Below are 13,196 nucleotides of genomic sequence, written 5' to 3' on the forward strand. Positions count from 1 at the left end.
TCTTTAACAGCAAACAACACACTCAAACGTATGGGAAGATCAGCTTCGCAGCCTGTTCAATATGCCCCCGTGAAAGAAGAAATCAATTCTCTTAAGAGATGCTGATATTGGTGTGCCCCGGAATTTCCGGGGCATTTTAATGATAAATGGTTGCTATATAAGGTTCATATTGTTTTACTTTGCTACCCACCCGAAGGGGTTACTTCGGTCCAAAACACTCTATCAACATGAAAAGACGTTATCTACTGCTCTCCGGTTTGGCCCTGCTGACTGCTTCCGCAGTACAGGCACAGGCAAAACTGGTGGAGAAAGTCACCAAACAAGGAACGGAATTGGTGATTCCGTATGAGAAGTACGTACTGCCCAACGGGCTGACGCTGATCGTTCATGAAGACCACAGCGATCCTGTGGTACACGTTGACGTTACTTACCACGTGGGTTCTGCCCGCGAAGAAATCGGGAAATCCGGTTTCGCCCACTTCTTCGAACACATGATGTTCCAGGGAAGTGACAACGTGGCGGACGAGCAACACTTCAAGATCATCACTGAAGCCGGCGGTACGCTCAATGGTACTACCAACACCGACCGCACCAACTATTTCGAAACTGTTCCCAGCAACCAGTTGGAGAAAATGCTGTGGCTCGAAGCTGACCGTATGGGCTTCCTGCTCGACGCCGTTACGCAGCAAAAATTCGAAGTACAGCGCGCTACCGTTAAAAACGAACGTGGTCAGCGTGTTGACAACGTGCCTTATGGCCTCGTAGGCGAAGTGATCGCTCAGAATCTTTATCCTTACGGACACCCCTACTCCTGGCTGACGATCGGTTATGTTGAGGACCTGGATCGTGTTAACGTAAACGACCTCAAAAACTTCTTCCTTCGCTGGTACGGCCCCAACAATGCCGTAGTTACGGTTGGTGGTGACGTTAAACCTGCCGATGTAGTGAAGCTGGTAGAAAAATATTTCGGCTCCATTCCTGCCGGTCCGAAAGTACAGAACATGGCAAAGGTTGTTCCTACACTGGACAAACACCGCTTTGCTTCTTACACCGACAACTATGCGCGTCTGCCATTGTTGATCAGAACTTACCCTACTGTTCCCGCGTATGATCCTGATCAGGCTGCTTTGGCTTGCCTGGCCCAGGTGATTGGTCAGGGCAACAACTCCGTATTGTATCAGGAAATGGTAAAAAAACAGGTGGCATTGCAGGCAAGCTGCTTCAGCGGTCTGTCTGAACTGTCTGGTAGTTTCACTTTCCAGATCGTGCCTTTCCCCGGCAAACCATTGTCTAACATGTATTTCCTGCTTGACCAGGCACTGGCCGAGTTTGAAAAAAGAGGCGTGACAGACGATGATATCGCCAAATTCAAAGGCGGTTACGAATCTCAACTCATCAATGGCCTTCAGGCCGTTTCAGGCAAGGTATCGCAACTGGCTGCTTTTGAAACATTCACCGGCAACCCCAACATGATCGGTGAACTGTTGAAAAGATACCAGGCTGTAACCAAAGAAGATGTAATGCGTGTGTACAACAAGTACATCAAACATCAGCACAGCCTGAACGTGAGCGTACTGCCCAAAGGCCAGGATTCTAAAATGCTGATTGCCGACAACAACTATACAGTCGATAAGAGCAAATACATCGCTCCTGACTATGGTTATGAAGGACTGAAATATGTAAAGGCAAAAGATAACTTCGACCGTACCAAAATGCCCGGCAACGGAGCCAATCCTGTTGTAACCGTTCCTGCATTCTGGAAAAAAGACTGGCCAAGCGGCATCAAGCTCATCGGCACCGAAAACAACGAGCTGCCTACTGTAACCCTGTCTATCAAAATCCCCGGCGGACACCTGTTGAACACGAACGACCTGTCTAAAGTGGGTCAGGCATCGTTCTTCACCGATATGATGAATGACGACACCAAGAATTACACAGCAGAACAGATCAGCCGTGAGCTGCAAAAACTGGGAAGCTCTGTAAACGTATTCAGCGGTAATGAGGACATCACCTTCCAGGTGCAAACACAGAAGAAAAACCTCGACGCTACCCTGGCATTGTTGCAGGAGCGTATGTTCAACCCCAAATTTACACAAGACGCATTCAACCGTATTCAGAAACGCACACTCGAAAGCTTCAAAGTGGCCAAAACACAGCCTGCCAACGTAGCTGACGAAGTATTTGGTAAACTGAACTATGGTAACAACCATATTCTGGCTACTGACCCAAGCGGTACGGAAGAAAGCGTGAAGAATATGAAGCTGGCCGACATCCAGGCTTACTATGATAACTACATGACATCCCAGGGTGTGCAGGTAGTGGTAGTAGGCGATGTAACAGAGGCTGAAATTCTGCCCAAACTGAACTTCCTGAACAACCTGCCTAACAAAAAGATCACGATCCCTTCTGTTGCGGCAGCTCCGAAAGTGGAGAAAACAAAAGTATACCTGGTGGATGTGCCTAAAGCAGCTCAAACTGAGTTCCGCGTAGGTTACAATACCGGTATGAAATATGACGCAACCGGCGAATACTACAAAGCCGGCCTCATGAACTACACCCTTGGTGGTGCGTTCAACAGCCGTCTGAACCTGAATCTCCGTGAAGACAAAGGCTGGACCTATGGCGCACGCAGCGGATTCAGCGGTGGCAAGCAAACCGGCGACTTCGAATTCAGCGCAGCTATCAAAGCCGACGCTACTGACAGCGCCCTGGTTGAAATCATGAAGGACATGAAAGAATTTGCTGAAACAGGTATCAAGGAAGACGAACTGTCATTCCTGAAAAATGCTATCGGTCAGCGTGATGCTTTGCGTTATGAAACCGGATTCCAGAAAGCTGGCTTCATCGGCAACATCCTGAATTACAACCTGCCCGGCGATTACGTAGATCAGCAGAGCAAGATCACCAGCGCTATTACCAAAGCGGAGATCGATGCCCTGGCCAAAAAATGGATCAACGCCGACAAAATGAACGTGCTGGTAGTTGGCGACAAAGCCAAGATCCTGCCCGGTCTGCAGAAATTAGGCTATGAAATTATTGAACTGGACACTGACGGCAATCCCGTTCAGAAGAAAGGATTCTGATAAAATCATATCAATAAAAAACCCCGCCGGCCGGCGGGGTTTTTTATTGGGGCTATGGCCTGGATTTAAGCTGAAAAGTGGGAAATAGAAAAGCGGCCCTTCAGGGCCGCTTTTTCCGCAAAATAAGCAGTTAGTGTTGGCGGAAAAATAAACAAACTCGTTTAAAAATCAATTCGTTTGATGGTAGCAATCGTGCGTTCCGCCGGAGCACGATATAAAAGACAGGAGAAGAAATCGATCTGCTGCACGGATTCTAATATTTTTCTAAACTTTTTTGGTGAAAAGGCGGAATTAGGATTGGGTTTTAAATCAACTGCCTGATAATCAATGGTAACCGGGAGTGTTATTTTATTGGGACGGAAAAAATATTTCCATGGCTCGGGTGACGAACTAACAGCACGGATTTCAATCCCTCCCATCGCTTGGATGATGACTAACAGCACGGGGTTCACTCCCTTGGTTCGTGTATACACGAACCAAGGGTTATCCGGGTGACCGATCAACACGTAAGTCGGGTTTTCCAGTTTCAAAAACCCCATCGCTGGATGATCGACTAACAGCATGGTTTTCAGTCCCTTGGTTCATGTATACACGAGCCAAGGCTGTTCGGGTGACCGATCAACACGTAAGCCGGGTTTGCCAGTTTCAAAATCCCCATCGCTGGAATGATCGACTAACAGCACAGGTTTCACTCCCCTTGGTTCGTGTATACACCAACCAAGGCTGTTCGGGTGACCGATCAACACGTAAGCCGGGTTTGCCAGTTTCAAAATCCCCATCGCTGGGATGATCGACTAACAGCACGGGTTTCACTCCCCTTGGTTCGTGTATACACCAACCAAGGCTGTTCGGGTGACCGATCAACACGTAAGCCGTTTTTTTTACTTCAAACAAAAAATCCCGCAGTCTCTCAACTGCGGGATTGTACTTATTAAGACCCATGCTCTTTTAGAACCAGCTTCCTAAAAACGCCTCATTCTTTTTAAATTGTTCGCTTGCCAGCCGTGAACGGCGGCGGCGAACCTGGCGTTTATGTTTAGCCGCCTGGAACAGCATCAGGAAGATAAACACTAACGTGAACGGCGGAATACCCAGGAAGGAAATCCACGTACCGCCGAAGGTTTTGCGCATCGGACGTCTCAGGCGTTCAGCGATCAGGTACATACTCGGCACCAGCACCAGCGTCATGAAGAACGCGAAGGTGAGACCGAAGATGATCGTCCAGGAAAGCGGCTTCCAGAAGGCAGCGTTGTCGCCCCCAAAGAAGATATGCGGGTCCAGGTGTGTAAACAACGTTACGAAGTTGATATTGAAACCAATTGCCAGCGGAATCAGCGCCAGGATAGCAGCGAGCGCCGTCAGCAATACCGGTATGATCCGCGTTTTACCGGCCTGGATCACGGCTTCGCGGGTACGTACACCGCGGGCACGCAATTCATCCGCAAACTCGATCACCAGGATACCGTTCTTGATTACGATACCGGCCAGCCCCAGGATACCCACGCCGGTCATTACCACCGACACCTGCATACCCGTGATCGCAAAGCCCAGTAACACACCTATCACACTGAACACAATTTCCGTAAGGATGATCACCGATTTGCTTACAGAATTAAACTGCATCACCAGAATGGCAAGGATGATGACAAGAGCCATTATCAGCGCCGTTCCAAGGAATGCACCCGTTTCAGCCTGCTGCTCTCCTTCGCCCGTTTGTTTGATCGTTACGCCATCCTGCACCCCTTTGAATTGGGCAATCGACCGGGCAAGGTCTTCGTTCACCGCAGTCGGTGTATATCCCTGTGTCAGCAATACATTCGAACGGATCGTGATCATTCTCTTCTGATTCTTGCGCTGCACACTACCCAATGTATTGGTGTAGTCCACTTTTACCAAAGAAGACATCGGCACCTGTCTGTATTGACCGCTCGACATATCCATGAAACCGATCTTCATGTTCAGCAGATCCACCAGGTTCTTACGTTGCGTTTCGGTATTACGCACCTGTATTTTGTATTCATCTTCACCATCTTTGATCTTGCTGGCTTCGAAACCAAACAGCGCCGTACGCATCTGCATACCGATCTGCGCACTGGAGACTCCTTCTGCCATTGCCCGCTGGCGATCAACCACCAGTGATATCTCGGGACTCTTCAGGTCAATATCCATTTTCAGTTCCTCCACACCCGGCGTCTGAATACTATCGAGATAGTTCTTCAGGTCAACGGCCGTTTTGATCAGGGCGTCGAAGTCTTCACTCGCCACTTCAATATTTACAGGAGGATCGGTTGGCGGACCGTTCGCTTCCTTGTCTACCGATATCTCCACACCCGGAATGCCTTTCATGGCAGCACGGATACTGTCGAGATAGGGGCGCGATGATTTACCATGACGTTTTTCAAATTCCACAAAAGACACCTGGATACGTCCGAGTTCGCTTCGCGTACTGCGGTCACCACTGCTGGGATCCGCCGCACCAACGGCTACGTTGGCAATTACACTTTCCACGATCGGGTTTCGCTGATTTTTTGCCGGATCCATACCCAGTACCCTGTAAACGCGCGACTCGAGTTCGCGGGTAATACTGTCAGTATATTCTACTCTTGTGCCGGTTGGCAGTTTGGCATATACATAGATCTGGTTAGGATCGCTGTCGGGGAAGAAGACCACCGGAACACCGCGGATTACAAAGATGAAAAGCGAGAAGAAAAATAATCCTACGGCACCTAATAACAGCCATACCGGTCGCCATCCCTTAACCGCCCAGCGGAGCAGGGTTTCGTAGTGACCCATGATCCAGGGAAGCGCGCTGTTCTGGAAACGATGAATCCATCCATCGAAGAAGTAGCGGTTCAATACCATCAGGATCATGATGAGGATGATGATATTTCCCAGGAATGTTTGCCCCGCAAAGTCAAGCAATACACCAATGCCCAGGAAAACCCAGAAGAATGGTTTTTTGAAAATAGCCGACTTGGGTTCTTTCTTTTCGTGCTCCGCATGGTTCATGAAGTCTACCGCAAATACGGGGTTCATGATGAAGGCCACGATCAATGATGCCGTGAGGGTAAAGATCAGCATCAGCGGCAGGTAGATCATGAATTTACCTATGATACCCGGCCAGAAAAGCAGCGGGAAGAACGGTGCCAGCGTAGTAGCCGTACCCGCAAGTACCGGGTACCACACTTCGCCTGCCGCCATCATCGCCGCTTTTTTACTATCGATCTTTCCTTTTCCTTCTACGAAAATACGGTGCGTGTTTTCGATCACCACAATCGCATCATCCACGATAATACCCAAACCGAATAACAAGGCAAACAGTACGATGAAGTTGAGGGTGATATCCGAACCTACTACCAGGTTGCCCAACGGCAGGAAGATGAAAGCCACAAACATACTCAACGGTACACTCAGTGCCACGAAGAAGGCATTGGTCACGCCCATGAAGAACATGAGGATCATCAATACCAGCAGGAAGCCGATCACAATGGAGTTAACCAGATCGTTGAAAGATGTACGTGTGCTATTGCTGGAATCGCCCGTGATGCGTACTTCCAGGTCTTTCGGAAACTGTGTTGTTCTTACTTCTTCTGTAATGCGTTTTACATCATCACTTGTATTGATCAGGTTTTCACCGCTTCGTTTGATGATGTTTAGCGTGATTACGTTTTTACCATCCAGGCGTGCATAGCTGTCGCGATCTTTGATCGTGTCCCTGATCGTGGCTATGTCTTTCAGGTAAATAGCCGCACCCCTGGTGTTGCGTACCAATACCTGTTCAATATCCGCCGCGGTTTTGAATTGTCCTTTCAGTTGCAGGTTGCGTTGCATGTTGCCGACATCCAACTGACCGCCGGACACGTCCATGTTCTCATTGGCGATAGCATTGGAAATGTCGGTGAAAGAAATACCCGCAGCCTGCATGCGATCGTTGTCTACGTTTACCTGGAACTCACGCTCGGGAGCGCCTACCAGGTCAACGCGGTTGATCTGCGGCAGCTCTTCGAGTTTATCTTTCAGGTCATCGGCATATTTTTTCAAACGTGCCGGCTCGTAGTCGCCGCTTACGTTTACATACATGATCGGCATTTCCGAAAAACTTACTTCCATGGCCGTTGGCTCCTGGGTAAGATCGGTTGGCAGATCTTGTTTGGCTTTGTCGATGGCATCCTTGACTTTCTGCACGGCCACGTCTACTTTCACTCCTGTTCCAAACTCTACGGTAATGGCCGAATAGTCATTGACACTTGTACTGGTCACCTTGGATATTTTGGCGCCGGTAATACCCTTGATCTGTTTCTCGATCGGTTGGGTCACCAGGTTTTCCATATCCTTGGGAGAGTTGCCCACGTAAATGGTGGATACATAAACGGTGGGGATCACGATATCAGGGAACTGTTCTTTGGGAAGAGTCACGAACAGGTTGACACCAAAACCCGAAACCGCCAGCATCAGCAGGTACATGAACGTCTTGTTCTTGATAGCCCAGGAAGTAGGCTTGAATTGCTTGAACTTCCCGGTAAAATTCTCTAATGCAGACATGATAATAATTTGTTTTTACAGTTGGTTGTTCAGACGTGAATGGTGATCCCGAAATTTCGGGAGTCAATCGTGAATAAAAAGCCGTGGCTGTTAACCTGTCAGTTATAACTTATCACCTTAAACCTTACGCCTTTTACCTTAAACCTCATTTGCCTTCAGTGATCAGTTGTCCGTCATAAAGGCTTTGAAAACCGTCCGTGATGATCTTATCACCTATGGCCAGGCCGCTTTTCACTTCCAGGCGATCGGCATACAGTTCGCCTACGATCACAGTCTTACGACGTGCTACCAGTTTGCCGTTTTCAGTAACCGCTACCAGTATATATTTTCCTTTGTCATCGCTTTGCAGGATGTTAACCGGAATAGTGATGGCATTATTGCTGGCGTAGTCGCGGATCTGCACACGTGCGATCTGGTTTGCCTTTATCGCTTTGTCCTGTCCGATTTTTCCTTCAACCGTAAAGGTGCGGCTCACGGGATCGATCAGTTTGCTTACAGCGTTGGCTTTTGTGGTCAGCACTTTGTTGTTGGCTTCGGGCAATGTGATTTGCAGTACACTTCCGGTATTTACTTTTTCCAGGTAATTTTCCGGCACCTGTACAACTATTTTCAGATCGCCTGTATTCACGATGCGGATACCTGTTTGCGGATTCGCGGCACTTTGAGCAGAAAATACTTCGCCCACTTTTACATTCACCACATCCACTGTTCCGCTGATTTCGGCATACACATTGGATTGGTTCACGGTTTCCTGGGCGGTACCAACACCGGCACGCGCAGCGGCGAGCTGGCTGGCCGCGGCTTCAACGGCTGTCTTGGCCTGCAGTACCTGCACTTCCGTACCGATATTGCTCTTCCAGAGATTCTGCTGGCGTTCGTAAATGCTCTGCTTCAGTTTCAGGTCGGCTTCCAGGCCTGCGATCTGCTGGCGTGCCTGTTGCAGTTGCTGCGAAGCAAGTGCATTATCGAGGCGCATGATCAGCTGTCCTTTGCTTACATTCTGCCCGGGTTTTACATGGATCGAACGGATAACGCCGCCCATACCACGTGGTGATACCATGGCTACATTCACCGCATCGATACGTCCCTGCAGATCGATGAAATGCTGGAATGAATCGGAGCCGATTGTTTGCAATGCCACCAGTTTGGCTTTGGCTGCGCCATAAGAAGAATCGAGTTTCATCAGTTCGTCTTCTACCTTGGCGATTTGTTCGTTTATTTTTTTCTGTTCGCCTTTAAGTTTTTCAAGTTCCGCTTTCTTATCGGCCACAGCACCTCTGTCGGCCTTACCGCCTCCGCAGGCCACGAGCAGCAGGCTCAGGGCAGCGGCGGTCGTTATGTTCAGGATATGTTTCATGTTCGTCATTTTATGCGTTGGTTTCAGTTTGTTAGAGTTTGCCGGTTGCTTTCAGGAAATCGATGCGCGCCGTGATGGCATTGTACATCGCATTGATATAATTAGACTGTGCAAGTCTCAGATCATTTTGGGCAATATTGATATCGGTTTGCGAGCCGGTACCTACTTCGTATTTTTTCTTGGTCTGATCATATACGGTCTGTGCCAGGTCCATGTTTTTCTTCTGGTTATCGAGGTTGGCCACAGCGTAATTGAAATTGTTGGTTGCCGAACGGATCTCGTTGTCGATGTCCAGTTTCAACGCTTCCCGTTGGTTCTGATTCTGACGAAGGATCAGTCGTTCCCTCGCAATTCTTGCATTGGTGCTGAAACCGCTGAAGATGGGGATACGCAAGTTCAGGGTAAATGCAGAGATGTCGAACCAGTCACCATCGCTTTTGAAGAAATCAAACTTGTCGCGTTGTGCGTTCCTGTTATAATAGCCATTCAGCGAAAGCGTTGGAATCTTACTGAGTTTATAACGTTGCACATTATACTCCTGCAAGCGGATACCGAGATCTGCAGACTGGAACTCTTTACGCTGGCTGTAATCGAAAGCAGACGCTTCCAATACGCCGTCGCGTAGTTGCTGATCGTTTATGGTATCGGTGAGCACAATCGAATCCCTGATCGGCATGCCCATCAGGACCTTTAAAGCGAGAAAGCCGTTGGCTATCTGATTGCCTGCATTGAGTCTTTCTGTTTCCACATTGGCCAGTTGAACCGAAGCGCGGTTTACATCAAGTTTCTCTGCAAATCCATTGTCGTACATGATCTGGTTATCGCTTACCAGCTTCCGGATCACAACAATGTTGGAATCGAGCAACTGAATCTGCCGTTGCCCTACGATCAGTTGGTAATAAATCTTGTAGATGTTGGCCTTGATGAGCTCTTCGGTAACTTCTACATTCTTGATATTGTAATCGATCAATGTCTTACGTGCCTGAAGCCCGGTAAATACCTGTCCGTCGAAGAGCATCTGATTGAATGATACGCCGTAGGTAGAGTTCCATTTAAGACCGAAAGCAACTTTGGCAAACTCACCGGGTTGGCCGCCAAAAAACTCGGCGGGAACCAGGCTCACGGGCAGTTTGGCATTATAGGTCAGCGATCCGTCTGCACTTATCTGCGGATAAGCGCTACCGGTTACTTCCCGGTTGGTTTGTTCCTGGACCTGCACCTGCAGCAGCGCATTTTTTACCTGTACATTATTCTTCAGGCCATAATCCACCGCCTGTTGTGCCGAAAATGAATAGACCTGCGGCGGAGTGGCGGGCGGTTGTTGTGCCCAGACCAGTGCCGGAAGCAGGATCAGCATCATTATCCAGGCTCCTTTACTTCCCTTTTTCATCATGTTGTATTTGTTTTTCTCGTTGTTGGTTATACTTATTCAAAAGTTTCTGTCCTTTGGGGGTTACGATACCATAGAGGAAATTCATCGTGATCTCACGAATGATATCGTCGAGTGTATGTTTGCCGGTGGGAAACATATCAGGGTTGAAGAGGGCGAAAACCGACACCAGCCGGAAACGTGCAAGGATGGGGACATTGATATCGGCCCGGTACAATTCTTCCGCTACGCCTCTGCTGAGATTGCTTTCGATCTGGTTATAAACGAATTCATTCTGGTAGCAGTTCAGCTTCTGAAAAGCAGACGGGTGATATTTCTGCATATCATAGATCAGCATCGGGTTCATCAACCGCAACATATCCCGTATCATATCCAGTGCCATGAAAAATTCATGCACGGGGTTCTCGCTGTTTTCGATGTATTTAATACAATCATCCTCGCTTCCTGAGAGTTCCATGTTTACCACCGCTTCTACCAAAGCATCCTTATCGGTAAAAAACTGGTAAATGGTTTTCTTACTGATACCCAGGTTGGAGGCAATTTCGTCCATACTGACGCTCCGGATACCGTATCGCATGAAGAGTTCATGCGCTTTGCTGACTATTCTTTCTTGTTGATCCATAAACACTAAATCTGCAGCGCAAAACTATGGAAACTTTTATCGTTACAAAAGTTTCCGGGAAGTATTTTTCAGTGTTCAGTCATTTTACCCACGTTCAGGAGATTACCTTTGCCGCAAATCTGTCAATCATGAAGCAACCGCAACCGCCCAAACAGGGAAATTTCCGAAAGCTGTTCCGTTTCTTCATCCAGGGGTTGCTGATCCTGGCGCCTATTGCCATTACAGTGTGGGCGGTAGTAGCGGCATTTACATTCGTAGACAACCTTTTACCTAAGCTTATTTATAACCTTTTCCCTTCCTGGGCGCCTGTAGATGCACAGGGTAACCTGCGGAAAATCACGGGACTGGGATTTGTGGTAGTGATTGGTTTCGTGATTTTCGTCGGCTGGGTAAGTTCGAACTTTCTGATGGGCAGCCTGATCCATTTCTTTGATCAATGGCTGGAACGTACACCCGGCATCAAATTCATCTATACCTCTATCAAAGATTTCTTTGAAGCTTTTGCCGGCGATAAACGCAAATTCACCAAAGCCGTACTGGCCAATCTGTTTGCCGAAGAAGTGTGGGTGGTGGGTTTTATGACGGACGAGGAAATGAAAAAATTTGACATGGGCGTTGAAATGGTGGGCGTGTACGTGCCGCAGGCCTACAACTTTGCCGGGCAGCTTTATATACTTCCCCGTAGCAAAGTGCGGCACATCGAACACATTTCTGCAGGGGATGCGATGAAATACACGGTGACCGGTGGCGTGGTAGAAACCGAGACCGACGAGGAAAGAGCTGAAGAAAAGAGAGGTTTTTCCCATCCATCCTGATACCGGCCGGCTTATTTTTGCTCTCCCTTCCACGACTGATCCTAAATACAATGATCATGTCGTTACTGCTTTATCTGTTTGTTATCTGCCGTCTGCATGCTATGCCGTTGGTCGCATTTGAGCCGGCGTGGGGCTTTTTCGGACATCAGAAGATCAATTATCACGCGGTATTCCTGTTGCCGCCGGAGATGCTGGTCTTATTCAAACCGGGCATAGAAACCATCCGTGAACTCGCCGTAGCGCCTGATAAGCGGCGTTACCTGGTAGAGGCCGAAGGACCGCGTCACTATATAGACATGGACAAATACGGCGCGTATCCCTATCCCGATCTGCCGCGCGGCTGGAAAGAAGCGAGTGGAAAATATGGATCCGACACGCTTCAGCGTCATGGCATTGTGCCCTGGTGGATACAGGTGATGCTGCAACGATTGACAAAAGCCTTCGGCGCGCGGGACCCTGCGGCTATTCTTCGATATGCGGCCGAATTGGGCCATTATGTTGCAGATGCGCATGTACCACTGCATACCAGCAGCAATCACAACGGACAATATACCGGGCAGAAAGGCATACATGGCTTCTGGGAAAGCCGTATACCCGAATTGCTGGCGGAAAAGGAATGGGATTTTATACTCGAACCGGCAAAATACATTGATGATCCACTGAAATATGCATGGGCTGTTGTGCTTGAAAGTGCGGCCGCGTCGGACAGTGTATTGTTATTGGAGAAAAAACTTTCGCAAACATTTCCGGCAGATAAACAATTTGCATTTGAAATGCGCAAGGGGATACCCGTACGGCAATATGCCGCGGCATACACACGTGAGTACGACCGGTTATTAAACGGAATGGTGGAGCGGAGAATGCGTCAGTCGATAGAAGCGGTCGCGGCCTATTGGTATACCGCCTGGGTAAATGCGGGGCAACCTTCGTTAGCCGGCATTGCAAATGCCATTCCGGCAACAGACAGCATTCCCGAATGGCAGGCATTGTATGAAGCGGGGCGTGCGAGGCATGCCGAGCCACGGGAGCATGAGTGATGGCCCTTCGAGTAGCCGAAGTATCGGCCGCAGGGCCCGAAGGTTCGGGCCGCAATTACGAATGCCATGGTTCGTGTATACACCATAGCCGTCAACTTAGTGTTAGAGGAAGAAACGGTTTGTTTCAAGGGAACTGAGTCTGAAAGCGATCAATGAGATAGCCGGTAAGTTAAGCGCCATTTTTTCACCGCAGCAGTTAAATGCGTTGGCACTTCAAACAGGATTGATCCAACGTAAACGCAAATTGGGCGTGGAGAGTTTTGTGCGGATGTTGTTGTTTGATCAGTATGAGTATGGAGCGGCAAGCCTGCAGCAACACAGCCTGAAGCTATGGCAGCAGGAGGCTGTTT

General features: G+C 48.7%; 8 protein-coding genes. 3 read left to right on the plus strand and 5 right to left on the minus strand.

Annotated elements, in window-relative coordinates; all coding sequences use genetic code 11:
- The first annotated feature begins 227 nt into the window (after positions 1-227).
- Entirely contained in the window at positions 228-3,083 is a 2,856-nt protein-coding gene (locus tag H608_RS0114445) for a M16 family metallopeptidase (RefSeq protein ID WP_028788296.1), read from the plus strand.
- A gap of 161 nt (positions 3,084-3,244) precedes the next feature.
- Here the strand turns inward: H608_RS0114445 and H608_RS0114450 are convergent, their stop codons facing one another.
- From H608_RS0114450 to H608_RS0114475, 5 genes are all read right to left on the minus strand, one after another.
- A complete protein-coding gene (locus tag H608_RS0114450) occupies positions 3,245-3,646 on the minus strand; it encodes a hypothetical protein (protein ID WP_028788297.1) in 402 nt (133 codons plus the stop codon).
- Positions 3,647-4,031: 385 nt separating this feature from the next.
- Positions 4,032-7,625 carry an efflux RND transporter permease subunit gene (locus H608_RS0114460; protein WP_028788299.1) on the minus strand — a complete coding sequence of 1,198 codons (3,594 nt, stop codon included), beginning with the start codon at positions 7,623-7,625 and terminating at the stop codon, positions 4,032-4,034.
- A 145-nt stretch (positions 7,626-7,770) separates the two neighbouring features.
- Positions 7,771-8,982, minus strand: coding sequence for an efflux RND transporter periplasmic adaptor subunit (locus tag H608_RS0114465; protein ID WP_028788300.1), 1,212 nt, complete (start codon positions 8,980-8,982; stop codon positions 7,771-7,773).
- A 31-nt stretch (positions 8,983-9,013) separates the two neighbouring features.
- Complete coding sequence (locus H608_RS0114470; protein WP_051268346.1) at positions 9,014-10,375, minus strand: TolC family protein; 1,362 nt, start codon at positions 10,373-10,375, stop codon at positions 9,014-9,016.
- Positions 10,356-10,994 (minus strand): TetR/AcrR family transcriptional regulator, encoded by a 639-nt coding sequence (locus H608_RS0114475; RefSeq protein ID WP_028788302.1) that lies wholly within the window; start codon positions 10,992-10,994, stop codon positions 10,356-10,358. The genes H608_RS0114470 and H608_RS0114475 overlap by 20 nt, the downstream gene beginning before the upstream one ends.
- Positions 10,995-11,122: 128 nt before the next feature.
- On the opposite strand from H608_RS0114475, the gene H608_RS22500 reads away from it, so the two are divergent.
- A complete protein-coding gene (locus H608_RS22500) occupies positions 11,123-11,809 on the plus strand; it encodes a DUF502 domain-containing protein (protein ID WP_051268351.1) in 687 nt (228 codons plus the stop codon).
- A gap of 56 nt (positions 11,810-11,865) precedes the next feature.
- The gene (locus H608_RS22505) at positions 11,866-12,846 is read left to right on the plus strand and encodes a zinc dependent phospholipase C family protein (protein WP_051268352.1); all 981 of its coding nucleotides are present in this window, start codon (positions 11,866-11,868) and stop codon (positions 12,844-12,846) included.
- Positions 12,847-13,196 lie beyond the last annotated feature (350 nt).

Origin of the sequence: Terrimonas ferruginea DSM 30193 (assembly GCF_000425585.1) — a bacterium.
Taxonomy (GTDB): Bacteria; Bacteroidota; Bacteroidia; order Chitinophagales; family Chitinophagaceae; genus Terrimonas; species Terrimonas ferruginea.

Bases quoted from the DNA above. Each gene is read 5' to 3' on its own strand.
- H608_RS0114470 (WP_051268346.1), bottom strand. From the start codon at position 10,375: ATGATGAAAAAGGGAAGTAAAGGAGCCTGGATAATGATGCTGATCCTG.
- H608_RS0114445 (WP_028788296.1), top strand. From the start codon at position 228: ATGAAAAGACGTTATCTACTGCTCTCCGGTTTGGCCCTGCTGACTGCT.
- H608_RS0114475 (WP_028788302.1), bottom strand. From the start codon at position 10,994: ATGGATCAACAAGAAAGAATAGTCAGCAAAGCGCATGAACTCTTCATG.
- H608_RS22500 (WP_051268351.1), top strand. From the start codon at position 11,123: ATGAAGCAACCGCAACCGCCCAAACAGGGAAATTTCCGAAAGCTGTTC.
- H608_RS0114460 (WP_028788299.1), bottom strand. From the start codon at position 7,625: ATGTCTGCATTAGAGAATTTTACCGGGAAGTTCAAGCAATTCAAGCCT.
- H608_RS0114465 (WP_028788300.1), bottom strand. From the start codon at position 8,982: ATGAAACATATCCTGAACATAACGACCGCCGCTGCCCTGAGCCTGCTG.
- H608_RS22505 (WP_051268352.1), top strand. From the start codon at position 11,866: ATGTCGTTACTGCTTTATCTGTTTGTTATCTGCCGTCTGCATGCTATG.
- H608_RS0114450 (WP_028788297.1), bottom strand. From the start codon at position 3,646: ATGCTGTTAGTCGATCATCCAGCGATGGGGTTTTTGAAACTGGAAAAC.